Source organism: Streptomyces violaceoruber (assembly GCF_033406955.1).
In the GTDB taxonomy this organism is placed as follows: Bacteria; Actinomycetota; Actinomycetes; order Streptomycetales; family Streptomycetaceae; genus Streptomyces; species Streptomyces violaceoruber.
Genome location: NZ_CP137734.1, coordinates 1,173,457 through 1,200,404 on the forward strand (window position 1 = coordinate 1,173,457; position 26,948 = coordinate 1,200,404).

Below are 26,948 nucleotides of genomic sequence, written 5' to 3' on the forward strand. Positions count from 1 at the left end.
CGCTACGCCGACTCCCGTACCACCAGCTCCGGGTCGAAGACGACCGACGTGGGCTCGCCGCGCGCACCCTTGATGTGGTCGTCGAGGAGACGGGCCATCGTGGCCGCCATCTCCTCCACGGGCTGCCGCACGGTGGTCAGCCGGGGCCGGCAGGTGACGGCCACGCTGGAGTCGTCGAAGCCGACGACCGCGACGTCCTGCGGCACCCGGCGCCCGTGGTCGCGCAGCACCTGGACGGCGCCCTGGGCCATCAGGTCGTTGGCGGTGAACACACCGTCGGTGTCCGGGTGTTCGGCGAGCAGGGACGTCATCGCGGCCATGCCGCTGTCCACCGTGAAGCCGCCCTCGGCCACCGGCACGTACGGGTGCCCGTGCCGGGCCAGGGTGTCGCGGAAGCCGGCCAGGCGCTCCTGGCTGGCCGCGACCGCCAGCGGGCCCGCGACGGTGGCTATCCGGCGGCACCCCCGCTCCAGCAGGTGCTCGGCGGCGAGCCGGCCGCCCTCGCGGTGGGCCAGGTCGACGTAGCTCAGCGGCACGGGGCGGCCCGGACGCGCGAACAGCACCGCCGGCAGTCCGGCTCCGGCGAGCAGCGCGGGCAGCGGGTCGTCGGGGTGCGTGGACACCACCAGCGCGCCGTCCGCACCGCCCTGCCTCAGGTAGGCCACGACCTCCTGCCGGGCCTCGGGCGTCTCGGCGAACATCAGCACCGGATGCATCCTGCGCGGCCGCAGGTGCCCGACCACGCCGCCGACGACGCGGCCGAAGAACGGGTCGGCGAAGACCCGCGTGGCGAAGGCGTTCTGCTCCGTGTCCGTGGCGTCGCCCGCGCCCGAGACGACCAGCGCGACGGTGGTCGTGCGCCGGGTCACCAGCTGCCTGGCGGCCTGATTGGGCGCGTACCCGGTCCGTTCGATGGCCCGGCGGACCAGGTCCTGGATGGCCGGGTCCACGTTGCGGACGCCGTTGACCACCCGCGAGACGGTGGCCCGGGAGACGCCAGCCTCCCGGGCCACGTCCTCCAGGGTCGGGGCCTGTCTGCTCATGCCCGCACCCTAACCGGCGGGGTCCGGCGCACGGTAGAGCGCTCTCCGCGCCCCCGCGCTCTCCGCGCCCTGCCCGCCGCGCTCCGTCCGCCACCCTCACGCGGAAGCCGTAGGCACCACCTCCACCTCCGCGGCCAGCGGCACGTCCCCCGCCGACCGCCCGGCCAGCACCCGGCAGGGCCCCGCCTCCGTACGCCAGGCGTGCTCCGCCACCGACCAGTGGCGCAGGGCCCGCGCCGGTACGCGCACCGTCGCCGTCACCGTCTCCCCCGGGCGCGCCCGCACCGCCGCGTACCCGGCGAGCCAACGCGCGGGACGGTCGAGGGCCGACGCGGGCCGGGCCAGGTACACCTGGACGACCTCCCGGCCCGCTCGCGCACCGGTGTTGCGCACCCGCACGCGCACGGTGAGGCCGTCGCCCGCCCGGGTCACCGGCGGGACGGTCAGCTCCTCGTACCGCCACGTCGTGTAGCCGAGCCCGTGTCCGAACCAGTAGGCGGGCGTGCGGTGGTGGCGCAGCCAGCCCCGGTGACCGAGGTGCAGTCCCTCGTCGTAGTCGAGGCGGCCGCCGTCGGGGCGGGTGCGGGTGACCGGGGCGTCGGCGAGGACGGTCGGCCAGGTGGTGGGCAGTCGTCCGCCCGGCTCGGCGTGCCCGAAGAGCACGTCGGCCAGTCCACCGCCGCCCTCCTGTCCGGGAAACCAGGCCAGCAGCACCGCGCCCGCCTGCTCCCGCCACGGCAGTTCCACCGGGCCGCCGCTGTTGACGACGGCGACGGTGCGCGGGTTGGCGGCCGCGACGGCGCGGACCAGCGCGTCCTGGGTGGCGCCGAGCGCCAGGTCCGTACGGTCGTAGCCCTCCGACTCCCCGTGCTCGGTGGTGCCGACGACCACGACCGCGGCGTCCGCCGCACCGGCCGCGCGGACGGCCTCGGCGAGCGACGCGGTCACGTCCGGGGCGGGCGGGGCCGCGACGAGGACGGTCGCCCGGCCGGTGCCGGGTGCCAGCTCGCGCCGGGCCACCAGCAGGGTGTCCCGGCCGGCGGTGAGGTCGGCGGTGGCGTACTGGGCGGGCGGGTTGACGTGCATCACCGCCGGATCGTCGGTGGACGGCGGGAAGTCCCCCTCCAGCAGGGTGCGTCCGTCCGTCGTCAGGCTCATCCGGCCGAACCCGGCCACGCCCAGGGACCAGGAGCCGCCGGTGCGGGGACACAGCCGGGCGCGGATCTCGACGGTGTGCGCGCCCGGCACCAGGCGGGGCTCCAGCAGGCGCCCGCCGCGGCGCCGTTCGGCGTACAGCTCGCGGCCGTCCGCGTCGAGCATCCGCAGCAGGACGCCGGGCAGCCCCGAGCGCGGGTCGGTGCAGGTGTCCGGGTCCAGTGGGGGCGCGGGGCCGTCCGGCCGGGGGCCCGGGACGTGCACGACGCGGGCCCGGCCGCACAGTTCGGCCCGGATGCCGTCGAGGACGGACACCTCGTCCCGCGGGAAGACGCCCGCGCTGCCGCCGCCCTGGGTACGGGTCCGCGCGGCGTGCGCGCCGATCACGGCGACCGTCCCGAGGTGCTCGGGGTCGAGTGGCAGGACGTCCTTGTTGGCCAGCAGCACGGCCCCGGCGGCGACGGCACGACGGGCCAGCGCCCGCCCGTCCCCGGCACGCCGCGGTCGGGGCCCGGACGGCTTCGCACCGTGCGCCGGGCCCCGGCCCGGGAGGCCCTCCGCGCCGGACGACGGGCCAGCGCCCGCCGCACCCTCCGCACCCGGCGAGTCGGCCGGCCTGCCCGGGACCGGCGACCGGGACGCGTCGCGCCCGCCCAGCGCGCCCAGCCACGCCGCGAGTCGCAGCAGGCGCCGTGCCTTGTCGTCGACGGCCGGTTCGGGCACCGCGCCCTCGGCCACCGCGCGGGCCAGCGCCTCGCCCCAGGGGCCGTCGGGACCCGGCATGGCGAGGTCGAGACCGGCGCGGGCGGTGCCGGTCGTGCCGCGCACCGCGCCCCAGTCGGACACGACGACGCCGTCGAAGCCCCACTCGCTCTTCAGCGGGTCGGTGAGCAGGGCGTTCGCGGTCATCGTGGTGCCGTTGACCGCGTTGTACCCCGCCATGACGAGCCGGACCCCGGCGGCCACCGCCGCCTCGAAGGGGGCGAGGTAGACCTCTCGCAGCGCCCGTTCGCCCACCCGCACGTCGACGGTGAGGCGGTCGGTCTCGGAGTCGTTGGCCACGTAGTGCTTGGCGGTGGCGGCCACGCCGTGCGCCTGGATCCCGCGGACCAGCGCGGCGCCGATCCGGCCGGTCAGCTCGGGGTCCTCGGAGAGGCACTCGAAGTGCCGGCCGCCCAGCGGGCTGCGGTGCAGGTTGAGGGTCGGGGCGAGGAGGACGTCCACGCCCTTGCGCCGGGCCTCGGCGGCGAGCAGGCCACCGAGGTCTTCGACCAGCGCCTCGTCCCAGGTGGCGGCGAGCGCCGAGGCGGAGGGCAGCAGGAGAGAGGTGCTCCGCTCGTCCCAGGCCTCGCCCCGTACGCCCGCCGGACCGTCCGACATCACCAACTCCCGCAGCTCCACCGCTGGTTCCGCCCTCGTGCGCCAGGTCGTGGCGCCGTTCAGCAGCAGTGCGCGGGCGCGTGGTGTCAGCTTGCCGAGCAGCCGGTCGATCTCTTCGTCACTCGTCCCCACCCGGGTCTCCCCCTTCCCCTCGTCCCCGGCGTCAGGCGTAGACGCCGAACTCGTACAGCGAGTAGCCGTAACCCGTGCCGCGTGCGGTGCCGTTGACGCGTACGTAGCGGCCGGTGCCGGACACGTCGAGGGTGTCGACGCCGCCGTTGCCGTCGGTCACCGCGGACACGGTCCGCCAGTTCTGTCCGTCGTCCGAGGTCTGGACGGTGTAGGCCTTGGCGTAGGAGGACTCCCAGTACAGCTGGACGTGCCGGAAGCCGGTGCGGGTGCCGAGGTCCACCTGGAGCCACTGCGGGTCGCTCCAGTCGCTGGCCCACCGGGTGACCGGGTTCCCGTCCACGGCGTTGGCGGCGGTGCAGGGGCAGTCGCCGTAACTCGGCTGGAAGGAGGACGCGGTGACCGGTTTGCCGAGGGCGACGTTCGTACCGTCGACGGCGGGCGGCACGACCCGCGCCGAGAGGGTCTCGACGCCGACGTTGCCCCGGCCGTCGGTGGCCTTGACGTACAGCTTCCAGACGCCGGGCCGCTCGGGGGCGGTGACCTTGAGGCGTCCACCGCCCAGGTCGGTGACGGGCAAGGGGGTCAACTGCTTGCTCTGGTCGATGTAGTTGCTGTTGGCCAGCACCTCGTACGCGATCGGGTCGCCGTCCGGGTCGGTGGCGCGCACCGTGAGGACCAGGTCCTTGCCGGCCTGCACCTTGCCCGCGTCGCCCTCGACGCCGAAGCCGCTCACCACCGGCGGGGTGTTGTCGTGCGAGGTGTCACCGCCGTAGGCCCGCTTCACGGCGTAGTACGACAGCCGCTTCTGGCCCGCGGGCAGCAGGTTGAACCAGATGCCGCCGAAGTCGTACTCGGTGCCGTAGTGGAACAGGGTCGCGCCCAGGGCGACGCCGCGGTGCCCGGTGACGCAGTTCCACGCGTCGGTGTACCCCTGCGCCTTGGCCCGGTCGGTCGGTTCCTCCGGTACGCCGTTGGCGTCGTCCGGCACCTCCCACTCGCCGGCCGGTCCGGACTCGGTGACGATGTACGGCTTGGTGTAGCCGCCCTGTTCCCACGCGGAGCGCACGTCGCACACGGCGTCGTAGGAGTTGACGGCGTACAGGTCCAGGTCGGGGGCGTTCTTCTGATAGTAGGGCCAGGCGCCGACCCAGGCGTCGGTGGAGGTGACCGGGTGGTTCGGGTCGACGGCGTGGATCTTCTTGGCGACGTCGTTGACGAACGTGGTGTAGGCGTCGCGCTGGCGCTCCAGCTCGTCGCCGCCGTAGCAGTTCTGCAGGCCGAGCACCGACTCGTTGCCGACGTTCCACATCAGGACGCCGGGGTGGTCCTTGTACTCCTGGACCCAGCGCGGGAACTCGGCGAGCATCTGGTCCTTGTACGCGGTGTCGGTGAGGTAGTTGACACAGCCGCCGCTGCCCGGGCCGCCGCCGGGCTGGAGCCAGAAGCCGGCGATGACCTTGACGCCGTGGGCGGCGGCGGAGTCGAGGAGGGGGCGGCTGCTCGCGTCGGTGCCCCAGGTGCGGATGGTGTTGACGCCCATGGACGCCAGGTCGGGCAGGTACCGGTCGGCGTCGGCGGGGGACGGGCCCCAGGTGAGGCCCTTGACCGTGTAGGGGCTGCCGTCCACGGTCAGCTGCCAGTCGCCCTGGCCGCCGGTGACCTTCACGACGCTGCCGGCGGCGTGCGCCTGTGCGGCGGGCAGCGCGGTGAGCGCGCCGAGCGTGAGCAGGCCGGCCGTCAGGGGGGCGGTGAGTCTGCGGGCGGGGGTGAGTCTGCTGGTGGGGGTGCGGGGTCGGCTCATCGGGATGTGTCTCCGGTCTGCGGGGTATGGGGGGCCGGCCCGGCCGTGGCGGGGGCGGGGACGGCCGGGCCGGTCTCGTGGGCCGAGGGGCGGTCAGGGCAGCTCGTAGTCCTCGTTGAGTGCCGCTCCGGCCTCCGGGTGGGTCTGGTCGTAGCCGCGCGCGTCGCACTGCAGCCCGCCGACGATGCAGTGGCCGACCATGGCGTCCAGGGTCGCCTCGTCCCAGGCGTTGAAGAAGTCGTAGTGGAACGAGTAGCTCGCGCCACTGGCCAGCCGGACCCGGGAGAGGTCGCCGTTGACCGGGAACGCCATCTTGAACTCGATCATCGGCAGGGCGACCGGGTGGTCGGCCGGGCAGATGTTGTTGTTGGTCCCGGGGTTGACCACCGGATACGCCATGTGGCTCTTGTGGTCCGGTGTGTCCAGGTTCCTGCCGTCCCAGCAGCTGGGCGCCTGGAAGCGGATGTTGACCTGGACGTCCTGGCGCTCGGGGCAGTCGGTGGGGAAGTCGACGTTGAAGAAGCTGTCGCCGCACTCCCAGCCCTCGACGAACCCGGGGTGGTCGCGGAACTCCTGCGCGCTCTGCATCGGGCTGGCGACGACGTAGCGCAGGCCCTTCGGGAAGGGACGCACGCTGGTGTAGTCGGTGACGCCGGCCTTGTAGTAGATGGTCTGCGGGCCGACCGGGAGCACCGGACGGTCGCCGTCGTACATGGTCGGCATCCAGTAGCCCGAGCGGTCGCCGGGCGCCAGGCAGGTGGTGGACCCGGCGTCGAGCGAGGCGGTGGTGCTGTACGCGTCGGTCGCCGTGTTGCCCATGAAGGTGTGGTCGTGGGACTTCCCCGGCTGCTGCGCGTAGACGATCGGGTCGTCGGGCGCCGTGTGGCTGACCCCGCAGTTGGCCTGGAACTCGTGGAAGTAGCGGTGCGGCGGCTCCTTCGTGGACGGGGTGACACCGGTGACCGGCGGGTTGGCGGGGATGTAGCCGTCGCCGTCCGGGTCCTCGGGCGAGGCGGCGGTCGAGACCGCCATGGTGTGCCCGGTGTGCGCGGCTCGGGCCGGGGCGGACGCGGCGGGCGTGTCCGCGTTGGCGGCGACGGTGCCGATGCCGATCGAGGTCAGCAGTAACGCGCTCGCGACGAGGGTGCCGGACAGAACTTTCGATCTCCGTGGCATGGAGACCTCCTGAGAAGGTCGGGGGAAATTCTCGGAGAGCGCTCTCCCACATCGGAGTGTTGAGGGCACGGGGGAAGGGTGTCAAGGGATTGAACGGAAGCGGCAGCGGGTGGACCAACGCCCCCTGCGCCCCCACTTGTTGAACACAGCCCACGAGAAACGGTCGCAACTCTTGACGTGCCGTGCGCGCAGATGAAGCATGCACACCCAGAGAGCGCTCCCCCACCCCCACTTCGTTCACTTTCCGAACAAGGAGAGCCGCCCGCATGCCGTCTTCCCCCACGCCCTCCCCCACACCGTCCGGTGCGCCCGAGCCCTCCGGGGTGCGGCGCCGCAGCCTCCTCGCGGCAGCCGCCGCGGCACCCGTGCTGGCCTCACTCGCCGGCGCGGGAACCGCCGCCGCCGACTCCCCCGGCGGTCCTCGTGCCCTGCCCGGCGGTGGCGACCTCGGGCCGAACGTCATCGTCTTCGACCCGTCCACGGCGAACATCCAGGGCAGACTGGACGAGATCTTCAAGCAGCAGGAGTCCGCCCAGTTCGGCACGGGGCGCTACGCGCTGCTGTTCAAACCCGGCACCTACAACGGGCTCAACGCGCAGCTCGGCTTCTACACCTCGATCGCCGGCCTCGGCCTCTCCCCCGACGACACCACCATCAACGGCGACGTCACGGTCGACGCCGGCTGGTTCGACGGCAACGCCACGCAGAACTTCTGGCGTTCGGCGGAGAATCTCGCGCTGGTCCCGGTCAGCGGCACCAACCGCTGGGCGGTCTCGCAGGCCGCGCCCTTCCGGCGCATGCACGTGCGCGGCGACCTCAACCTCGCCCCCGACGGCTACGGCTGGGCCAGCGGCGGCTACATCGCCGACAGCCGGATCGACGGCACGGTCGGCCCGTACTCCCAGCAGCAGTGGTACACCCGGGACAGTTCGGTCGGCGGCTGGCTCAACGCCGTGTGGAACATGGTGTTCTCCGGCGTGGAGGGCGCGCCCGCGCAGAGCTTCCCCGAACCGCCGTACACCACGCTGGAGACGACGCCCGTCTCCCGGGAGAAGCCGTTCCTGTACCTCGACGGCGACGAGTACCGCGTGTTCCTGCCGGAGAAGCGCACCGACGCCCGCGGCGTCTCCTGGGGCAGCGGCACCCCGCGCGGCACCTCGCTCCCGCTGTCCCGGTTCTACGTGGCCCGGCCCGACGACTCGGCGGCCACCCTCAACCAGGCGCTGGAGGAGGGCCTGCACCTGCTGCTGACCCCGGGTGTCTACCGCCTCGACCGGACCGTGGACGTGCAGCGCGCGGGCACGGTCGTCCTGGGCCTGGGCTACGCCACCCTCATCCCCGACAACGGCGTGACCGCCCTGAAGGTGGCCGACGTGGACGGCGTACGTCTCGCCGGATTCCTCGTGGACGCCGGTCCCGTCAACTCCGCGACCCTGCTGGAGGTCGGGCCCGAGGGGGCGTCCGCGGACCACTCGGCCAACCCGACGACCGTGCAGGACGTGTTCGTCCGGATCGGCGGCGCGGGCCCCGGCAAGGCGACCACGAGCCTGGTCGTCAACAGCCGGCACACCATCGTCGACCACACCTGGGTGTGGCGCGCCGACCACGGCGACGGCGTCGGCTGGGAGACCAACCGCGCCGACTACGGCGTGGTCGTCAACGGCGACGACGTACTGATCACCGGTCTGTTCGTCGAGCACTTCAACAAGTACGACGTGCAGTGGAACGGCGAGCGCGGCCGCACCGTCTTCTTCCAGAACGAGAAGGCGTACGACGCCCCGGACCAGGCCGCGATCCAGAACGGCTCGGTCAAGGGCTATGCCGCCTACAAGGTCGGCGACGACGTCACCGAGCACGAGGGCTGGGGCCTGGGCAGCTACTGCTACTACAACGTGAACCCGTCCATCGTGCAGCACCACGGCTTCGCCGCGCCGAACCGTTCCGGGGTGCGCTTCCACGGGCTGCTCGTGGTGTCGCTCGGCGGCAACGGGCAGTACGAGTGCGTCATCAACGACACCGGTTCACCCACGTCGGGGACGGACACGGTGCCGTCGAAGGTGGTGCAGTACCCCTGAGGCGGACGTGACGTCGGCCTCAGGGCCCGGCTGTGGCCCTGAAGGCCGAATGCGTCGTACGGAACGGCAATCCGATTCGGTCTCCATCAATTCGTTACCAAGATCACTACAACCCTTTCGAGGCGTGACACACATCACGACGTGTGCTCGCGGAATACCCGAATTCTGACCGGTTTCTGCATTGGACGGGTCATCAATCCCCCGCTTCTATAGAGCACTTGAACCGCAGGGGGAGCGGCGAGATTTCCCCTCGTGTCCGAGAGGGGAGTCTTGATGTCACCATCATCACGGGTATTCAGCAGACGTCAGTCACTGGCCATTTTCGGCGGAATCGCGGCAGGTACCGCGGTGCCTCTGGGGGTCTTCGGGTCCGGCCCCGCGTACGCGGCGGACACGGCGGAGACCGACGGGGGCACGGGGCTGCCCGACACCGACCGCGGCAAGGTCGTGCAGGCGTACCGGACCGGCGGCCGCGCGGTGCGCACGGCCGCGGCGGCGGCGCTCGTGGGCAACGCGGACAGCGTGGCCACGTTCCTCGGCGAGCGGCTGCCGACGGCCACGGCCGAGGACAATCGTTTCACCCTCACCGAGGCCCTGGTCAGCGCGGGCAAGGCGACGCGTGCCGGGATCGGGCAGGCGCTGTCCGGCGGGGACGCGGCCGTCGCCGCCTATCTTCAGGGCGGCTTCGAGTCGGCGGTGCACGAGGACCTCCAGGTGGCCGTGACCACCGTCAACGCGCACGGCGGCAAGGCCGTGAAGCGCGAGTCCTCCGAGGCGCTCGCGACCGGTACGGACTTCGCCCTGCGGGACTTCCTCAGCAGCGGCCAGTACCAGGCGCACGACGAGGACCAGCGCGTCGAGGTGACCTCCATCCTCGTGACCGCCTCGCCGCAGGTGCGGGAGTACGCGGAGCGGGCGCTCGACGACGGGTCGCCGCGCGCGATCCGGTGGTTCCTGACGACCGGGCAGTACATCGCCCGGGCGCGGGACGAGGAGTCGGCGGAGATCCAGCAGCTCGTCAAGATCGTGGAGTCGGAGGGCCGGCGCGCCGAGCTCAAGACCGACGAGGCGGTCGAGCTGTCCGAGCAGGCGGTGCAGGCCGCCGCGAAGGCCAAGGCCGCCGCGCTGGAGGCGAAGGCCGAGGCGCAGGCCGCCGAGCAGGACGTGCAGCGCTCCGCCAGGGCCGCGAACAAGGCGGCGCGGGCCGCCCAGGGTGCCGCGGCCGCCGCGTCGACCGCGGTGTCCGCCTCGCGCACCGCGCAGGCCGCGGCCCGGCGTTCGGTGACCGCCGCGAACGCCGCCGCGGCAGCCGCCGCGGCCGCTGGTCGCGCCGCCTCGCGTGCCTACCGCGCCGCGATCAGCGCGTCCAAGAACGCGAACATGGCGGAGGCCGCCAACCAGGCGGCGAAGGCCGCGCGGGTCATGGTCGACTGGGTGCGCACCGTGGCCGCGAAGGCGAAGCTCGCGGCCCTCGCCTCCGACGCGGCCGAGGCCGCGGGCAACGCCGCCGCGGGTGCCGCGGTCGACTCGGCCGCCGCCGCGCGCGCTTCCGCCGACGCCGCCGCGGCCTCCGGTGCCGCGCAGTCCCAGGCCGCCGAGGCGCAGCGCCAGGCCGCCATCGCGGAGGCCGCCGCGGGCCGGGCCACGGCCGCCGCGAGCCGGGCCTCCACCCTGTCCCGCAGGTCGGCCGCCGCCGCCCGGTCCGCGTCCGCCGCCGCCGACAGCGCGGCCGACCACGCGGAGAAGGCGGCCGACGCCGCCGAGGAGGCGGCCCGCAACGCCGGCAAGGCCGTGGACTACGCCAACCGCTCCACCGCCGCCGCCAACGCCGCCGTGGAAGCCGCGAACAAGGCGTACGACGCGGTCACCGAGGCCCGGGAGGTCGAGAAGGAGGCCCGGGAGGCCGAGATCGCCCGGTTGAACGAGGAGACCGAGGAAGCGATCGAGGTCGCCAAGCAGCAGCGGCGCGAGGAGACCGACCGGCTGGAGCGCGCCAACCGGGAGCGCACGCAGGAGTCGCGGCTGTCCGAGGAACTCGTCGCGCTGATCACCGCGATGGAGGCGGCGTTCGCCGACGGCCGCACCGGGGAGGCCGTGGACAAGGGCCGGCAGGCCGCCGTCCTGCTCCTCGACCGGTCCGGCACGTGGACCCGCGAGGCCGCCGAGTTCGCGCTGGCCGGCTCCGACGAGGACGTGCTGCGCTGGATCGAGGCCGACCGGGTCATCGCGCTGCAGCAGGACAACGCGGAGAACACCGCGGCCACCGCCGCGATCTCCACGCAGAACGTGGCCGAGGCCGCCGCGGCGGCGCTGCAGACCGAGGACCCCGCCGCCATCAGGACCTTCCTGGAGAAGGGCGCGGTCGAGGCGGCCAGGGACGACAACGAGGTCGAGGTCACCACGCTCCTCGCGGACGACTCCACCGGTACCGCCGTACGGCGTGCCGCCGAGGCCGCCCTGACGGACGGCTCCGCCGAGGCGCTGCACACGTTCCTGCACGTGAAGCGCGCCGCGGCCGTCCACGAGGACGACAAGGTGGCGGCCACCACGCTCCTGGTCTCCGGCGGCCCGTACGTACAGGCCGCGGCGAAGGTCGCCCTCGAGGGCGACACGCACATGCTGCGCCAGTTCATCGGCACGACGCAGCACGAGTTCGCGCGCATCGACCACGACCACGCCACGCACATCAGCGCGATCCGTGCGGCGATCGCACGGGCGGCGAAGACCGCGCAGGACGCGCTCGAGGACGCGGCACGCGCCTCCGAGGCCGCGGCCGTCGCCCGGCAGGCCGCCGCGGAGGCCACCGAGTGGGCCGGCAAGGCCGAGGGCTGGGCGGCCGACGCCAAGGCCTCCGCCGAGGAGGCCCGCCAGAACGCGGAGGACGCGGAGAACTCCGCTGCCGCCGCCGCCCGGTCCGCGCAGACGGCGGCGAACGCGGCCGCCGCGGCCCGCAGGGCGAGCAGTGTGGCGCGGGACGCGGCGAACCGGGCGGTGCGCTCCGCCGAGACCGCCGCGTCCTACGCCCTGGACGCCCAGCGTTCCGCGACCGTCGCACGCCAGGCGAAGCTCGCGGCGGGCAAGTCCTTCGCCGAGGCGGCCGCCGCCGCCACCGAGGCGCGGATCCTGGTCATCCAGGCCGCGATCCGGCAGGCCATCCAGGACGCGCTCGACAACTCGAAGGTGCCGATCGACGGCGAGACCGGGCTGCCCGACGGCGCCGAGAGCTGCCTGACGCCGTTCGGCGACCCGATCGAGCACCGCAACAACACCAATCCCTGGGAGCTCGGCTGGAGCTGGCTCACCGGCTCGGGCCCCACCTCGCAGTGCTTCGGCCCGGACGACGAGTTCACCCGCCTCTACCGTGAGCACTCGCACACGCAGGGGGTCCTCGCCTACTTCCTCAATGAGTGGCAGCGGACCGGGAAGTACGAGCTGGGTCACACCTACATGAACGACTACATGCTCAGCGGCTTCGACGGTGCCGGCAAGTACATGACGGACTACGGGACGCTCACCACGGGCGGACTCACCGGCAACCTCGCGTACACGTTCCTGGGCTCGCACCAGGTCCGTATGACTCCCATCCGGGAGAACGCGGACGGATCGGTCACCTGGCGCTACACCGCGTACAACGAGTCGGACATCGAGTCGGCGACGCACCCTCCGGTCATCGGGTACACGGACTGGTGGAGCGACACCGTGGGCGCCTTCGTCGACAAGGTCGTCGGCGACGAGGGGCCGCTGTCGCCGAAGACCCAGGTGATCGAGTTCGACGTTACGCTGGGTCCGTGACGCGCAAGAGGGCAGGTGGACGGTGGTTCTTCGCCGTGCTCGCCGCGTCCGCGGTGCTCGTGTCGGGATGCTCGGGGTCGGTCGACCCGAAGAAGCTGCCCGGTGTGTACCGCAACGACGAGGGCGGGCAGATCGAGCTCTCGGCGGACGGCACGTTCTCGGCCGAGCGGGTGACGACGAACGAGAGCGCGGGCCCGGTTGATTTCAGCGGCAGCTGGGACTACCAGGATCCGGACACCTCGAGCGATTTCGTCTACTTGGGGGTCGAGGACGGCGGTCTCGGAAAGACCGGCGGGATCCAGCTCTATGTAGACGATCAGGACACCCTGTACTTCCAGTCCGATCCGGACGGACCGGTCACACAAAAGCTCAACAAGACGAGCTGAGTGGCCTCGCATTCTCAGCGGTTGCCCGATTCCTGTTCCTTTCAGGAATAGGGCAACCGCGTCAAGTGCGCCCTTCGACAGGGCGCTTCAACCCATAATCCGTCGACTCTCTAGGACTGTGATGAAGAAACGCAGCTCATTCGTGCGCGTGCTGGGCGCCGCGGCCACCGCCGGCGCCCTGGCGTGGGCCGTGCTCGCCCAGGGCAACGCCGGCGCCGCCCCCACGACCGCCACCGAGGCCGTCGCCGATGCCGCGCCCGGCTACGCCGTCGAGGACTACAACTACCCGAACGCCGACAAGATCCTGGCCGAGCAGAACATCGTCCTCAAGCGCGGCGACGGCCACATCGTGCTCGCCGACTGCGCCGGCGGGGACAACCTCCTGCAGTTCCTCGCCCGCGACCACGAGGACGTCTGCTTCGAGGTCACCGCCGACGAGGGCTACCTGACCCTCGAACTCCCCGCGGTGCACGGGGTGAAGACGGACGACTCCGTCAACACCCACCTGGAGATGACCGCCGAGGACGACCAGGTCGAGTACGACATCCCCGCGGACACCTGGAAGGGCGTCGGCGAGTCCGTCGACGGCCGCGAGCACGTCCTGGTCGAGATCCGCGTCACCAACTAGCCGGCCTCCCCTGTGATTGAGGAATCCACTCGTATGTCTTCCATCAGACGTTCCCGGTCGGCCGTGCTCGGCGCGGTCCTGACCGCCGGGTCGCTGGCACTGAGCACGGCGGCCGCCGTCGCCGTCACCGGCGGCACGCCGGTCGCCGACTCGGACACCACCCACGCCTACACCGCGCAGATCACCGTCGGCGCCCACGACCGCGGCTGCTCCGCGGTGCTCGTCGACGCCGAATGGCTGCTCACCGCGGCCAGCTGCTTCGCCGAGGACCCGGCCGCCTCGCTCGCCGTACCGGCCGGTGTCCCCGCCAAGGCGACCACCGCCGTCATCGGCCGCTCCGACCTCTCCGGCACGCAGGGCGCCGAGCGCCGCGTCGTGGAGATCGTGCCGCGTACGGACCGCGATGTGGTCCTGGCCCGCCTCAACCGGCCCGTCACCAACGTGACCCCGGCCCAGCTCGCCACCACCGCGCCCACCGCCGGCGCGGAGCTGACGTTCGCCGGATACGGCCGTACGGACACCGTCTGGGCGCCGCTCCAGCTGCACACCGGCACCTACACCGTCGACTCCACGGCGGCCACGTCCGCGGGGGTCACCGGCAAGGACGGCGCGGCCGCCTGCATGGGCGACACCGGCGGCCCGGTCGTCTCCGGCGGCAAGCTCGTCGGCCTCAACAGCCAGTCCTTCCAGGGCGGCTGCCTCGGCGTCGACGAGACCCAGACCTCCACCGCGGGCGTCATCGCGCGCGTCGACGACCTCGCCTCCTGGATCGACGAGAAGGCCGGCGCCACCCGCATCGTCGACTTCAACGGCGACGCCGTCGAGGACATCGCCATCGGCGACCCGATGGCCACGGTCGGCGGTGACACCACCGCGGGTCTCGTCCGTGTCGTCCACGGCGGCGGCAAGGGCGTCGCCGAGATCACCCAGGACCTCGACTGGGTGACCGGCGGCGCCGAGGCCGGGGACCACTTCGGCAACCACCTCGCGACCGTCGACTACAACGAGGACGGCTACACCGACCTCGTCGTCACCGCGTCCGAGGAGAACGTCGGCAGCGCGGTCGACGCCGGCTTCTTCGACATCCTGTTCGGTGGCAAGAACGGCCTCGGCAGCGGCCCGGCCTCCCGCCACTTCGAGCAGGGCTCGGGCAACGGTTCCATCGGCAGCGCCGCGCCCGAGACCGGCGACCGGATGGGCGCCTCCCTCGCGGCGGGCACCACCGCCGCGGGCGAGCCGTGGATCCTGGTCGGCGCGCCGGGCGAGGCGCTCGGCTCGCTCACCAAGGCGGGCGGCGCCTTCTACGTGCACGGCGACACCAGCATCAGCATCAACCAGGACTCCTCGAACGTCCCCGGTGCGGCCGAGGCGAACGACGCCTTCGGCACGTCCGTCACGGGCGACTCCAACTTCATCGCCATCGGCGCCCCCGGTGACGCCATCGGCGGCGACGCGAACGCCGGCAACCTGGCCGTGTTCAGCCACAAGCTGGACGCCGACGGTCGGCCCACCGTGGTCGCCGGTATGGACCAGGACAACGAGAAGATCAGCGGCAGCGCCGAGGCCGGTGACAAGTTCGGTCAGGCCCTCGCGCTGGTCGCCTACCGCCCGTCCGGTGCGGCCACGGCCACCGACTCGATCCTCGCGATCGGCTCGCCCGGGGAGGCCCTGGCGGCCGAGACCGGCGCCGAGCAGCAGGCGGGCGCGGGCAACGTCATGCTCGTGCACCTCGCGGCCGACGGCAGCTGGGACTACCTGCACGCGCTCAACCAGGGCTCCAGCACCGACGACCGCTCCGGCACGATCGAGGCCGGCGACTCCGTGGGCGCCTCCCTCAGCGCGGTCAACACCGCACCGCGGGCGGTCGGTTCGGCCGACACCCTGAAGGTCGCCGTGGGCGCCCCGGGTGAGGACCTCGCGGGTGCCGCCGACGCCGGCGCCATCCACACCTTCTCGCTGATGGGCTCGGCAGGCGCCAACGACCTGTGGATCGAGGCCGGCGACGGGGACGGCGTCCCCGGGACCCCGGGCGCGGGCGAGAAGCTGGGCACCAGCATCCACTTCACCCCCCGCAACCTCTACGCCGGTATGCCCTACGGGCCCGCCGCCACCGGGGCCCTGCACGTCCTGCCCTACCCGAACGTCGTGCCGGGCGGTACGAGCCGCCCCGCGACCACGTACCAGCCGGGCCAGGGCGGACTCCCGGCCAACGGCAACTACTTCGGGTACGCGGCGCGGTAGCGGCTGCCTCCGCAGGACCTGAGCCCCCGGGGACCACCCGGTGACGCCTCCGGTCGATGCGGCGGCAGGTTCCACTCGGCCCCGCCGGGCTTCGGCCCGGCGGGGCCGAGTGCTGCGCCGTGGCGGGTACGGGTGCTGCGCCGTGGCGGGTACGGGTGCTGCGCCGTGGCGGGTACGGGTGCTGCGCCGTGGCGGGTACGGGTGCTGCGCCGTGGCGGGTACGGGTGCGGGTCCGGGGTCCCGACGTGCGGTCGGGACCCCGGACGCGCCGACGGCGTCCCGGGTGGACGGGGCCGCCCGGCAGGCCTACCGCACGACCGCCGCGGGGGCCGGCGCGTAACCGGTGGGCCGGGCGGTGAAGGTGCCCCGGCCCTGGGTGCGGCTGCGCAGCCGGGTCGCGTAGCCGAACAGCTCGGCCAGCGGGACCGTGGCCGTGACGACCACCGCACCGCCCCGCGGGTCGGAACCGGTGACCCGGCCGCGGCGCGCGGCGAGGTCACCGAGCACGCCGCCGACACCGTCCTCGGGCACGGTGACCGTGACCTCCACGACCGGTTCGAGCAGGATCATCCCCGAGGCGCGCAGGGCGTCGCGGAGACCGAACCGGCCGGCGGTGCGGAAGGCCGTGTCCGAGGAGTCCTTCACGTGCGTCTGGCCGTCGGTCAGCGTGACCCGGAGGCCGGTCACCGGGTGGCCGCCCAGCGGACCCTCGGCGAGGGCGTCCCGGCAGCCCGCTTCGACGGCCCGGACGTACTCCTGCGGCACGCGTCCGCCGACGACCGTCGAACGGAACACGAAACCGCCGCCCGCACCGTCCCCGTCCGCGTCCTGCTCCCAGGGCTCGACGTCGAGCACGATGTGCGCGAACTGCCCGGAGCCGCCGTCCTGTTTGACGTGCCGGTGGACGAAGCCGGTGACGCCCTCGCCGACCGTCTCGCGGTACGCCACGCCGGGGCGCCCGACCGTGACCTCCAGCCCGTACTCGCGCCGCACGCGCTCCACCGCGACCTCCAGGTGCAGTTCGCCCATGCCGGACAGCACGGTCTGCGCGGTCTCCGGGTCGGTCCGGACGGCCAGGGAGGGGTCCTCCTCGGTCAGCCGGGCGAGCGCGGCGGCCAGCCGGTCGGTCTCGGTGGAACGCCGGGCCTCCACGGCCACGTGCACCACCGGTTCGGCCACGCCCGGGGGTTCCAGGAGCAGTGGGGCGCCCGGTGCGCACAGGGTCGAGCCGGCGCGGGCCGTCTTCAGCCCGACCACGGCGACGATGTCCCCGGCGACCGCGCGCTCCAGCGGGTCGTGCCGGTCGGCCCGTACCCGCAGGATGCGGCCGATGCGCTCGGTGCGGCGCGTGCCCGCGTCCCACACGGTGTCTCCCTTCCCGATCGTGCCCGAGTAGACCCTCAGGTACGTCAGCCGTCCCGTCGGCGTGGCGTTCACCTTGAACGCCAGTGCCGCCATCGGCGCCGCCGGGTCGGCGGGCCGCTCCCGCTCGGCGCCGTCGTGGGTGCCGCGCACCGGGGGCACGTCCAGCGGCGAGGGCAGATACGCCACCACGGCGTCCAGCAGCGGTTCGACGCCGCGGTTGCGGTAGGCGGAGCCGCACAGCACGACCACGCCGTCGCCGGTGCGCGTCAGGTCGCGCAGGGCGCCGGTGAGGGTGGCCGCGGTGAGCGTCTCCCGGTCGCAGAACTCCTCCAGCGCGCCCGGGTGGCGTTCGGCGACCGCCTCCTCCAGCACCCGCCGCCTGCGGGCGGCCTCCTCGCGCAGCGTCCCGGGCACCGGACCCTCCTCGGCCGCGTCCGCGCCGTCGGCCCATACGAGGGCGCGCATGCGCGGCAGGTCGACGACGCCGGTGAAGCCGTCCTCCGTGCCGATGGGCAGCTGCACGACCAGGGGTACGGGGTGCAGCCGCTCGCGGATCGAGGCGACGGCGGCGTCGAGGTCGGCGCCCGCCCGGTCCATCTTGTTGACGAACGCGATCCTGGGCACGCCGTGCCGGTCCGCCTGCCGCCACACGGACTCGCTCTGCGGCTCCACGCCCGCCACCGCGTCGAACACGGCGACCGCGCCGTCCAGCACGCGCAGGGAGCGTTCGACCTCGTCGGCGAAGTCGACGTGCCCCGGGGTGTCGATGAGATTGATCCGGTGGCCCGCCCAGGCGCAGCTGACGGCCGCGGCGAAGATGGTGATGCCGCGGTCGCGTTCCTGCGGGTCGAAGTCGGTGACGGTGGTGCCGTCGTGGACCTCGCCGCGCTTGTGGGTGGTACCGGTGAGGTAGAGGATCCGCTCGGTGACGGTGGTCTTCCCGGCGTCGACATGGGCGAGGATGCCCAGGTTGCGGACGGTGGTGAGCGGGTTGGTGCGCATGGCCCGAAGCCTTTCGGAGGAACCGGAGAAGGGCAGCGCGATTTCTCCCGACGCACGTGCCGGACGCTCCCGGCAGGGGACGTCGGCTGTCAGATGTGCGTCACGGGCATCCGGTGCCGGCCGCGCAGCGGGCACCGGGCGGCCGAAGACACCAGGATCACCTCGTGCCGGGACGGGGGAACGACGGGTGTGGTGCGGCTGCGCACGGCCCTGCTCCCCTCGCTCGGTCTGGGTGTCACGGCGAGTGTAGGGAGGCCGGGATCCGGGCCGCACCGTATTTTCGCCCGTCCACGAGGCGATTCGGCGGTCCACGGGGCGAAACGAAAGATGCCGGCCGGGACATCGCCCGGCCGGCATCTCTGTTCGATCTTGTGTGTCCGAGGGGGGACTTGAACCCCCACGCCCGATAAAGGGCACTAGCACCTCAAGCTAGCGCGTCTGCCATTCCGCCACCCGGACCAGGTGCCTGTCGCGGTGCGGGGGTGCTCCCCGCGGCGACATGGACAACCATACCAAGCTTTCGCGGTGCCTTTCACCTGCGTTTCCTTCCCCCGCGCTTCCTCTGAGCGGCGGTCCGGGACCGGCGGCTCCGCTGCGCCTAGGGTCGCACCATGAGTGACTGGATGGTTACGCAGGGCCCGCTCCCGCGTCGTCGGCCGCGGGTGTTGTCGCCGCTCCGGGAGCATCTGCGGGACACGTTCTGGTTCGCGCCCACCGCGGCGATGGCGGGTGTCCTCGTGGTCTGGCTGGTGGCTCAGGAGCTCGACGCGGCCCTCGTCCGTTCGCTCCAGGACGACGGCGACTACGACACGCTCGCCGAGCTGCTGCGTTTCGCGGACGACGCGAAGACGGTGGTCTCGGCGGTCGGCTCGGCGATGATGACCTTCATCGGTGTGGTGTTCAGCATCTCCCTGGTCGCGGTGCAGATGGCGAGCGGGCAGTTCACCCCGCGGGTGGTGCGGCTCTTCGTCCGCAGCCGGATCACCAAGGCGACCTTCGCCGTCTTCCTCGCCACCTTCGTCCTGACGCTGCTGGTGCTGACCAGCTACGACAGCAATCCCGACCCGCGCGCCGCCACGTCCGTCCCGCTGGTGCAGTCGGTGCTCACCCTGGTCATGGTCGCGTTGAGCCTGCTGCTCTTCGTGATGTACGTGAACGCCACCCTGCGCCTGATGCGGGTCAGCCATGTGATCGCCCGCATCGCCGCCGAGTCCTTCCGGGTGGCGGCGCTGATGCCGGTGCCGGCGCACGGCGGCGAGGCGCCCGGGCTCGGGCCCGTGACGGCGTGGATCGCCCACGACGGGCAGGGCGGCGTACTGCGCGACGTGCACATCGCCCGGCTGGTGCGGGTGGCCCGGGGACACGGGGTGGTGCTGCGGCTGGTCCCGCGGATCGGCGACTTCCTGGTGCCGGGCACACCGGTCCTGGCGGTGCACGGCGGGGCGGCCCCGCCGCGCCGGGCGCTGCGCTACGCCCTCTCCGTCGGGGTCGAGCGCACCTTCCACCAGGACCTGGCGTTCGGGCTGCGCCAGCTGTCCGACATCGGGCTGCGTGCCCTGTCGCCCGCGGTCAACGATCCGACGACCGCCGTGCAGGCGCTGGACCGGGTCGTGCAGATCCTGGCCACGCTGTCCCGGCGGCCGCTGGACGCCGCTGTGCACCGGGACCGCCGCGGCGCGCTCCGGCTGGTGCAGCCCGTACCCGGCTGGGCGGAGCTGGTGGACCTCGGGTTCGCCGAGGTCCGCGCCTGCGCCACCGGTTCGCCGCAGGTCACCCGGCGCCTGATGGCCGGTCTCGACGACCTGCTGCTGCTCGTGCCGCCGGAGCGGCGCGCACCGCTGCTGCGTCACCGCGAGCTGCTGCGGCAGGCCGTCGAGCGGACCGCGCCGACCGCGGCGGAGCGGGTCTTCGCCCTGCGGCCGGACCGCCAGGGCATCGGCTGACCCGGGGCGCCCGGCGGAGACCGCCGGCACCCCTGACGCGGCGTGAGACCGACACCCCTGACGACATGAGACCGACACCCCTTACCGCGTGAGGCCGACACCCCTTACGGCATGAGGTGGTGGTCCGGGAAGTTCCCCGGCAGCCGCTCCCCCGCCGGTCCGCGGGTCACGGCGCGCACCAGCAGCTCACCGCCCACGAAGGCGCCGTGCCAGGACGCCCCGTGTCCGCCGAACAGCTCGTCGCGGTCCCCGCGGGAGCGCGGTACCCCGTGGCCGACCTTGAACGCGCGGATCTGCGGCGCCAGCCTGTCGTACGTCGCCGGGTCGTCCGTGGAGAGCGTGGCCACCAGAGCGCCGTTGGAGGCGTTCATCGCGGCGAGCAGCTCGGCCTCGGTGTCGACCAGGACGATGGTGTCGACCGGGCCGAAGGGTTCCGCGTGGTGCAGGGGTGAGGAGCGGGGCGGGTTGAGCAGGGTGACCGGCTGGACGTAGGCCGAGGTGTCCTGGCCGGGCAGGAAGCGGGCATCGGCCGCACTGCCGCGGTGCAGCGGGACGGCGCCCCGGTCGACGGCCTCGGCGACCTGGTCGTGCAGCTCCTTGGCCTTCGCCGCGTTGATCACCGGGCCGAAGTCGAGCGCCGGGTACGGGTCGTCCGGTGCGGCCACGGCGAGCGGGTGGCCGACGCGCAGTGTGCGGACGGCCGGGAGGTAGGCCGCGAGGAAGGCGTCGAACCGCTGCCGCTGGACGACGAAGCGCGGGTAGGCGGTGCAGCGTTGCTTGGCGTAGTCGAAGAGCTTGGGGACGGTCCGGGTGAGCGCGTCCCAGTCCGTGAAGTTCCAGATGCCCCAGGTGTTGAGTCCTTCCTGTTCGAGGATGTGCCGCTTGCCGAGGTCGGCGAGGGCGGTGGCGACGTCCGCGCCCGTGTCCCGGCCGCCGACGAAGGAGACGCAGCCGATCTCGGGCGCCCGGACCAGCGCCTGGGACAGCTCCCGGCCGCTGCCGCTGAGGAGGGTGACGGGAAGTCCATCGCGGGCGGCGAGTGCGCAGGCCAGTGTCAGGCAGGCGACTCCGCCGTCGGTCGGGGTCTTGGCGATGACCGCGTTGCCCGCCAGTGCCTGGACCAGCAGGGCGTGGACGAGGACGCTCATCGGGTAGTTCCAGCTGGCGATGTTGGACACCGGGCCGTCCAGCGGAGCGCGCCCGTCGAGCATGTCCTCGATGCCGTCGAGGTACCAGCGCACGCCGTCGACGGCCCGGTCGACGTCGGCCCGCGCCGACCGCCAGGGCTTGCCGATCTCCCAGACCAGCAGCATCGCGAGCAGTTCGCGGTGCTGGGCGAGGGCGTCGAGGGTGGCCGCGACGCGGGCGCGGCGCTCGGGCAGGGGGACGTGGCGCCAGGCCCGGTGCTGGTCGAGCGAGGCGCGTACGGCGCGGTGGGCCGTCTCGGCGTCGATCCGGGGCGGGCCGGCGATCGGGGTGCCGTCGACCGGGCTGGCTGCCGGCAGGACCCGGCCGTCCGTCCGCCAGCCGGCGTCCCAGAGGTTGAGGACGCGATCGTCGCGGAACGCCTCGGGGGCGACGGTGCGGCAGCGGTGCCAGGCGTCGGTCCAGGAGGTGCCGGACTTCAGGGTGAGGGGCCCGGTGTCCGGGGCTCCGGCCGCCGTCATGCGCGGGCTCCGTCGCGGGCCGCGCCGTCCGGTGCGGCACCTGCGGGCGCGTCGAGTGCCTCGAGTACGTGCCGTGCCGTCTCGGTCGGTGTGCTCCCGACCCGTACGCCGACCGACTCCAGCGCCTCCTTCTTCGCCCGCGCCGTGCCCGAGGAGCCGGAGACGATGGCACCGGCGTGGCCCATCGTCCGGCCCTCGGGCGCGGTGAAGCCGGCGATGTAGGCGACGACCGGCTTGGTGACGTGCGCGCGGATGTGAGCCGCCGCGCGTTCCTCCGCGTCGCCGCCGATCTCGCCGATGAGGACGATCAGCTCGGTGTCGGGATCGTCCTCGAAGGCGGCGAGGCAGTCGATGTGGCTGGTGCCGACGACCGGGTCGCCGCCGATGCCGACGCAGGTGGAGAAGCCGATGTCGCGCAGTTCGTACATGAGTTGGTAGGTGAGCGTGCCCGACTTGGAGACCAGGCCGATGCGGCCGGGCTTGGTGATGTCGGGCGGGATGATGCCCGCGTTGGACTGGCCGGGGGTGATCAGGCCGGGGCAGTTGGGGCCGATGACACGGGTGCCCTTGGCCCTTGCGTGGGCGGTGAGGGCGACGGAGTCGTGGACCGGGATGCCCTCGGTGATGACGACCGCGAGGCCGATCCCGGCGTCGGCGGCCTCGACGACCGCGGCCTCGGCGAAGGCCGGTGGCACGAAGACGACCGTGACGTCGGCGCCCGTGCGTTCGATGCCCTCGCGGACCGATCCGAAGACCGGGACGGTGCGGTTGTCGAAGTCCACGGTGCGGCCCGCCTTGCGCGGGTTGACGCCGCCGACGACGTCGGTGCCCGCGGCCAGCATGCGGCGGGTGTGCTTCATGCCCTCGGCACCGGTCATGCCCTGGACGAGGACCTTGCTCTCCTTGGTGAGGTAGATCGCCATGTCGTCCTGTCTCCTTATCCGGCCTGTCCGGCGGTGGACGCCGCGGTGGCGAGCCGGGCGGCACGGCGGGCGGCGCCGTCCATGGTGGTGGCCTGTTCGACCAGGGGGTGCGCGCGGGCGTCGAGCAGGGCCCGGCCCCGCGCGGCGTTGTTCCCGTCGAGGCGTACGACGAGCGGTTTGGTGAGCCGGACCTCGTCCAGGGCGCGGACGATGCCGTCGGCGACCGCGTCGCAGGCGGTGATGCCGCCGAAGACGTTGACGAGGACGGACCTCACGTCGGGGTCGGAGAGCACGACGGACAGTCCGTCGGCCATGACCCGGGCGGAGGCGCCCCCGCCGATGTCGAGGAAGTTGGCGGGGCGGGCACCGCAGCCGGCGACCACGTCGAGTGTCGACATGACCAGCCCGGCGCCGTTGCCGATGACGCCGACCTCGCCGTCCAGCTTGACGTAGTTGAGGCCCTTGGCGCCGGCCCGCGCCTCCAGGGAGTCGGCGTCCTCCTGCCTCGTCTCGCCCCAACGGGACTGCCGGAAGCGGGCGTTGTCGTCGAGGGTGACCTTGCCGTCGAGGGCCACGATCCGGCCCTCGGCCGTCCTGACCAACGGGTTGACCTCGACCAGGAGGGCGTCCTCGCGGACCAGTACCTTCCACAGCCGCACCAGCGTGTCGACGGTCTGCGGGGGCAGGCCGGCGGCGTCGGCGATGCGTACCGCGGTGGCCGTGTGCACGCCCGTGGCGGGGTCGACGGGGATGCGCGCCACCGCCTCGGGCCGCCGGGCGGCGACCTCCTCGATCTCCGTGCCGCCCTCCGCGGAGGCGATGGCGAGGAAGCCGCCGGACGCCCGGTCGAGGACGTAGGAGACGTAGAACTCCCGCTCTATGTCGCAGGGTTCGGCCAGCATGACGGTGCCGACCGTGTGTCCCCTGATGTCCATGCCGAGGATGCGCCGCGCCGCCTCCTCGGCCTCGGCCGGGTCGGCGGCGAGCCGCACTCCGCCCGCCTTGCCGCGCCCGCCGGTCTTCACCTGCGCCTTGACGACGGCGCGTCCGCCGAGTGCGCGGGCGACCTCCCGGGCCCGTTCGGGCGAGTCGGTGACCTCGGCCCTCGGGACCACGATCCCGTGTTCCTTGAAGAGTTCCCTTGCCTGGTGTTCGTACAGGTCCATCTCGGCTCCTGACTGAAAGTGCCGCACGCCCCCTGGACACCACCCACCGGATGCGGGATAACAAGCTTCATACAGTATTCGTCGACTGTATGCAATGTACCGCGAGAGCGCCCCAACCCCTCGTGAAGGGACAGGACTTCGCCATGCCCGACGACACCCAGGACGTCATCTCCGGCGGCCACCTCGTTGCCAAGGCACTCAAGGCAGAAGGGGTCGACCGCATCTACACGCTGTGCGGCGGCCACATCATCGACATCTACGACGGCTGCGTCGACGAGGGCATCGAGGTCGTCGACGTACGCCACGAGCAGGTCGCCGCGCACGCCGCCGACGGGTACGCCCGCATCACCGGCAAGCCCGGCTGCGCGGTGGTCACCGCCGGGCCGGGCACCACCGACGCCGTCACCGGGGTCGCCAACGCCTTCCGCGCCGAGTCACCCATGCTGCTGATCGGCGGTCAGGGTGCCCACACCCAGCACAAGATGGGCTCACTCCAGGACCTGCCGCACGTCGACATGATGACGCCGATCACCAAGTTCGCGGCGACCGTGCCGGACACCGCGCGCGCCGCCGACATGGTGTCGATGGCGTTCCGCGAGTGCTACCACGGCGCGCCGGGTCCGTCCTTCCTGGAGATCCCGCGCGACGTGCTGGACGCCAAGGTGCCGGCGGAGAAGGCGCGGGTGCCGCGGGCCGGGGGCTACCGCGCCTCCACCAGGTCGGCCGGCGACCCGGAGGCGGTCGAGAGGCTCGCCGACCTGCTGGTGCACGCCGAGAAGCCGGCCGTCCTGCTCGGCAGCCAGGTGTGGACGACGCGCGCCACCGAGGCCGCCGTCGAGCTGGTCCGCACACTGAACGTCCCGGCGTACATGAACGGCGCCGGACGCGGCACCCTGCCGCCGGGCGACCCGCACCACTTCCAGCTCTCCCGGCGCTACGCCTTCTCCAACGCCGACGTGATCGTCATCGTGGGCACGCCCTTCGACTTCCGGATGGGCTACGGCAAGCGGCTCTCCCCGGACGCGACCGTCGTGCAGATCGACCTCGACTACCGCACCGTCGGCAAGAACCGCGACATCGACCTCGGCATCGTCGGCGACGCGGGGCTGGTGCTGAAGTCGGTGACCGAGGCGGCGTCCGGGCGGATCAACGGGGGCGCGGCGAAGCGCAAGGAGTGGCTGGACGAGCTGCGCGCGGCCGAGCGGACGGCGCTGGACAAGCGGCTGCCGCAGCTCAGGTCGGACGCCTCCCCCATCCACCCGTACCGGCTGGTCAGCGAGATCAACGACTTCCTCACCGAGGACTCGATCTACATCGGCGACGGCGGCGACATCGTCACCTTCTCCGGTCAGGTCGTGCAGCCCAAGTCACCCGGCCACTGGATGGACCCGGGACCGCTGGGCACGCTCGGCGTCGGCGTCCCCTTCGTGCTGGCCGCCAAGCAGGCGCGGCCCGACAAGGAGGTCGTCGCCCTCTTCGGCGACGGCGCCTTCTCGCTCACCGGCTGGGACTTCGAGACCCTCGTCCGCTACGACCTCCCCTTCGTCGGCATCGTCGGCAACAACTCCTCGATGAACCAGATCCGCTACGGCCAGGCCGTCAAGTACGGCAAGGAGCGCGAACGGGTCGGCAACACCCTCGGCGACGTGCCCTACGACGAGTTCGCCCGGATGCTGGGCGGCCACGGCGAGGAGGTCCGCGACCCCGCCGACATCGGCCCCGCGCTGCGCCGGGCCCGCGAGTCCGGCAAGCCGTCCCTGATCAACGTCTGGGTGGACCCGGACGCGTACGCCCCCGGAACCATGAACCAGACGATGTACAAGTGAGGTGAACACTCATGACAGCGAAGGCTCTTGAGGGCATCCGCGTCCTGGACATGACGCATGTGCAGTCCGGGCCCTCGGCGACCCAGCTGCTCGCCTGGCTCGGCGCGGACGTCGTGAAGCTGGAGGCGCCGCACGGCGACATCACGCGGGGGCAGCTGCGCGATCTGCCGGACGTCGACTCCCTCTACTTCACGATGCTCAACTGCAACAAGCGCAGCATCACCCTCAACACCAAGTCCGAGCGCGGCAAGGAGATCCTCACCGAGCTGATCCGGCGCTCGGACGTCATGGTCGAGAACTTCGGACCGGGCGCGGTGGACCGGATGGGCTTCACCTGGGACCGCGTCAAGGAGATCAATCCACGGATCGTCTACGCCTCCATCAAGGGGTTCGGCGAGGGCCCGTACACCGCGTTCAAGGCGTACGAGGTCGTCGCGCAGGCCATGGGCGGATCGATGTCCACCACCGGTTTCGAGGACGGGCCGCCGCTGGCGACGGGGGCCCAGATCGGGGACTCGGGCACGGGCGTCCACGTCGTGGCGGGCATCCTCGCCGCCCTCTACCAGCGGGAGCACACCGGACGTGGTCAGCGGGTGAACGTGGCCATGCAGCACGCGGTGCTCAACCTCTGCCGGGTGAAGCTGCGCGACCAGCAGCGCCTGAGCCATGGTCCACTCGCCGAATATCCCAACGAGGACTTCGGCGACGAGGTTCCCAGGTCCGGCAACGCCTCCGGCGGCGGGCAGCCGGGGTGGGCGGTCAAGTGCGCGCCGGGCGGCCCCAACGACTACGTGTACGTCATCGTCCAGCCGGTCGGCTGGCAGCCGCTCAGTGAGCTGATCGGCAGGCCCGAGCTGGCCGAGGACCCCGAGTGGGCGACGCCGCGGGCCCGGCTGCCGAAGCTGAACAAGATGTTCCAGCTGATCGAGGAGTGGTCGTCCACGCTGCCCAAGTGGGAGGTGCTGGAGCGGCTGAACGCCCACAACATCCCGTGCGGGCCGATCCTGTCCACGAAGGAGATCATCGAGGACGACTCCCTGGTCGCCAACGAGATGGTCGTCACCGTCCCCCATCCCGAGCGCGGCGAGTTCGTGACCGTGGGCAGCCCGCTCAAGCTCTCGGACTCTCCGGTGGAGGTGACCAGTTCGCCGCTGCTGGGCGAGCACAACGAGGAGGTCTACGTCGGTGAGCTGGGCCTCGGCGACGAGGAACTGCGGCTGCTCAAGTCGAGCGGGGTGATCTGACGT

The 26,948-nt window shown here is 72.7% G+C and carries 17 protein-coding genes and 1 tRNA gene; 8 read left to right on the forward strand and 10 right to left on the reverse strand.

Annotation, left to right across the window (positions count from 1 at the left end; translation table 11 throughout):
• Positions 1 to 2: 2 nt before the first annotated feature.
• The 4 genes from R2E43_RS05425 to R2E43_RS05440 form a co-directional block, all read right to left on the reverse strand.
• Entirely contained in the window at positions 3 to 1,043 is a 1,041-nt protein-coding gene (locus tag R2E43_RS05425; protein WP_003972380.1) for a LacI family DNA-binding transcriptional regulator, read from the reverse strand.
• A gap of 96 nt (positions 1,044 to 1,139) precedes the next feature.
• Positions 1,140 to 3,710, reverse strand: coding sequence for a glycoside hydrolase family 3 C-terminal domain-containing protein (locus tag R2E43_RS05430; RefSeq protein WP_332055963.1), 2,571 nt, complete (start codon positions 3,708 to 3,710; stop codon positions 1,140 to 1,142).
• A 31-nt stretch (positions 3,711 to 3,741) separates the two neighbouring features.
• Positions 3,742 to 5,511, reverse strand: coding sequence for a discoidin domain-containing protein (locus R2E43_RS05435; protein ID WP_011031032.1), 1,770 nt, complete (start codon positions 5,509 to 5,511; stop codon positions 3,742 to 3,744).
• A gap of 93 nt (positions 5,512 to 5,604) precedes the next feature.
• Entirely contained in the window at positions 5,605 to 6,687 is a 1,083-nt protein-coding gene (locus R2E43_RS05440) for a DUF1996 domain-containing protein (RefSeq protein ID WP_332055964.1), read from the reverse strand.
• A gap of 266 nt (positions 6,688 to 6,953) precedes the next feature.
• Here R2E43_RS05440 and R2E43_RS05445 point away from each other — a divergent pair, with 266 nt between their 5' ends.
• The 5 genes from R2E43_RS05445 (at position 6,954) to R2E43_RS05465 (ending at position 15,809) form a co-directional block, all read left to right on the forward strand.
• A complete protein-coding gene (locus R2E43_RS05445) occupies positions 6,954 to 8,762 on the forward strand; it encodes a coagulation factor 5/8 type domain-containing protein (protein ID WP_319122455.1) in 1,809 nt (602 codons plus the stop codon).
• A gap of 348 nt (positions 8,763 to 9,110) precedes the next feature.
• Entirely contained in the window at positions 9,111 to 12,554 is a 3,444-nt protein-coding gene (locus R2E43_RS05450; RefSeq protein WP_308428250.1) for a hypothetical protein, read from the forward strand.
• Entirely contained in the window at positions 12,551 to 12,940 is a 390-nt protein-coding gene (locus R2E43_RS05455; RefSeq protein WP_011031028.1) for a hypothetical protein, read from the forward strand. The genes R2E43_RS05450 and R2E43_RS05455 overlap by 4 nt, the downstream gene beginning before the upstream one ends.
• Positions 12,941 to 13,061: 121 nt before the next feature.
• Positions 13,062 to 13,568, forward strand: coding sequence for a hypothetical protein (locus R2E43_RS05460; RefSeq protein WP_003972387.1), 507 nt, complete (start codon positions 13,062 to 13,064; stop codon positions 13,566 to 13,568).
• A gap of 33 nt (positions 13,569 to 13,601) precedes the next feature.
• The gene (locus R2E43_RS05465) at positions 13,602 to 15,809 is read left to right on the forward strand and encodes a S1 family peptidase (RefSeq protein ID WP_093457384.1); all 2,208 of its coding nucleotides are present in this window, start codon (positions 13,602 to 13,604) and stop codon (positions 15,807 to 15,809) included.
• Between the two features lie 306 nt (positions 15,810 to 16,115).
• Here the strand turns inward: R2E43_RS05465 and fusA are convergent, their stop codons facing one another.
• From fusA to R2E43_RS05480, 3 genes are all read right to left on the reverse strand, one after another.
• A complete protein-coding gene (gene fusA / locus R2E43_RS05470; RefSeq protein ID WP_106518672.1) occupies positions 16,116 to 18,176 on the reverse strand; it encodes an elongation factor G in 2,061 nt (686 codons plus the stop codon).
• A gap of 89 nt (positions 18,177 to 18,265) precedes the next feature.
• The gene (locus tag R2E43_RS05475) at positions 18,266 to 18,415 is read right to left on the reverse strand and encodes a hypothetical protein (protein ID WP_157961271.1); all 150 of its coding nucleotides are present in this window, start codon (positions 18,413 to 18,415) and stop codon (positions 18,266 to 18,268) included.
• 135 nt (positions 18,416 to 18,550) lie between these two features.
• Positions 18,551 to 18,635 (reverse strand) — tRNA-Leu (locus tag R2E43_RS05480).
• A 152-nt stretch (positions 18,636 to 18,787) separates the two neighbouring features.
• Between R2E43_RS05480 and R2E43_RS05485 the strand changes: the two genes are divergently transcribed.
• Positions 18,788 to 20,119, forward strand: a complete 1,332-nt coding sequence (locus R2E43_RS05485) for a DUF2254 domain-containing protein (protein ID WP_011031025.1) — start codon at positions 18,788 to 18,790, stop codon at positions 20,117 to 20,119.
• 104 nt (positions 20,120 to 20,223) lie between these two features.
• Here R2E43_RS05485 and R2E43_RS05490 read toward each other — a convergent pair whose 3' ends face one another.
• From R2E43_RS05490 to sucC, 3 genes are read right to left on the reverse strand one after another with little or no spacing between them, the layout of a single operon-like run.
• Positions 20,224 to 21,786, reverse strand: a complete 1,563-nt coding sequence (locus R2E43_RS05490; protein ID WP_332055965.1) for an aldehyde dehydrogenase family protein — start codon at positions 21,784 to 21,786, stop codon at positions 20,224 to 20,226.
• On the reverse strand, positions 21,783 to 22,709 hold the full coding sequence (sucD, locus tag R2E43_RS05495; RefSeq protein ID WP_003972392.1) for a succinate--CoA ligase subunit alpha: 927 nt from the start codon (positions 22,707 to 22,709) through the stop codon (positions 21,783 to 21,785). Before sucD ends, R2E43_RS05490 begins: the two co-directional genes overlap by 4 nt.
• Before the next feature lie 14 nt (positions 22,710 to 22,723).
• Positions 22,724 to 23,875: an ADP-forming succinate--CoA ligase subunit beta gene (gene sucC / locus R2E43_RS05500; RefSeq protein ID WP_003972393.1), complete on the reverse strand. Its 1,152-nt coding sequence runs from the start codon at positions 23,873 to 23,875 to the stop codon at positions 22,724 to 22,726.
• Between the two features lie 143 nt (positions 23,876 to 24,018).
• On the opposite strand from sucC, the gene R2E43_RS05505 reads away from it, so the two are divergent.
• Both R2E43_RS05505 and frc read left to right on the forward strand, forming a co-directional pair.
• Positions 24,019 to 25,701, forward strand: a complete 1,683-nt coding sequence (locus tag R2E43_RS05505) for a thiamine pyrophosphate-binding protein (protein WP_003972394.1) — start codon at positions 24,019 to 24,021, stop codon at positions 25,699 to 25,701.
• An 11-nt stretch (positions 25,702 to 25,712) separates the two neighbouring features.
• A complete protein-coding gene (frc, locus tag R2E43_RS05510) occupies positions 25,713 to 26,945 on the forward strand; it encodes a formyl-CoA transferase (RefSeq protein WP_003972395.1) in 1,233 nt (410 codons plus the stop codon).
• The last annotated feature ends 3 nt before the right edge of the window (positions 26,946 to 26,948 follow it).

Bases quoted from the DNA above. Each gene is read 5' to 3' on its own strand.
- R2E43_RS05445 (WP_319122455.1), top strand. From the start codon at position 6,954: ATGCCGTCTTCCCCCACGCCCTCCCCCACACCGTCCGGTGCGCCCGAG.
- R2E43_RS05435 (WP_011031032.1), bottom strand. From the start codon at position 5,511: ATGAGCCGACCCCGCACCCCCACCAGCAGACTCACCCCCGCCCGCAGA.
- frc (WP_003972395.1), top strand. From the start codon at position 25,713: ATGACAGCGAAGGCTCTTGAGGGCATCCGCGTCCTGGACATGACGCAT.
- sucC (WP_003972393.1), bottom strand. From the start codon at position 23,875: ATGGACCTGTACGAACACCAGGCAAGGGAACTCTTCAAGGAACACGGG.
- R2E43_RS05425 (WP_003972380.1), bottom strand. From the start codon at position 1,043: ATGAGCAGACAGGCCCCGACCCTGGAGGACGTGGCCCGGGAGGCTGGC.
- R2E43_RS05465 (WP_093457384.1), top strand. From the start codon at position 13,602: ATGTCTTCCATCAGACGTTCCCGGTCGGCCGTGCTCGGCGCGGTCCTG.
- sucD (WP_003972392.1), bottom strand. From the start codon at position 22,709: ATGGCGATCTACCTCACCAAGGAGAGCAAGGTCCTCGTCCAGGGCATG.
- R2E43_RS05485 (WP_011031025.1), top strand. From the start codon at position 18,788: ATGAGTGACTGGATGGTTACGCAGGGCCCGCTCCCGCGTCGTCGGCCG.
- R2E43_RS05490 (WP_332055965.1), bottom strand. From the start codon at position 21,786: ATGACGGCGGCCGGAGCCCCGGACACCGGGCCCCTCACCCTGAAGTCC.
- R2E43_RS05505 (WP_003972394.1), top strand. From the start codon at position 24,019: ATGCCCGACGACACCCAGGACGTCATCTCCGGCGGCCACCTCGTTGCC.
- R2E43_RS05440 (WP_332055964.1), bottom strand. From the start codon at position 6,687: ATGCCACGGAGATCGAAAGTTCTGTCCGGCACCCTCGTCGCGAGCGCG.
- fusA (WP_106518672.1), bottom strand. From the start codon at position 18,176: ATGCGCACCAACCCGCTCACCACCGTCCGCAACCTGGGCATCCTCGCC.
- R2E43_RS05460 (WP_003972387.1), top strand. From the start codon at position 13,062: ATGAAGAAACGCAGCTCATTCGTGCGCGTGCTGGGCGCCGCGGCCACC.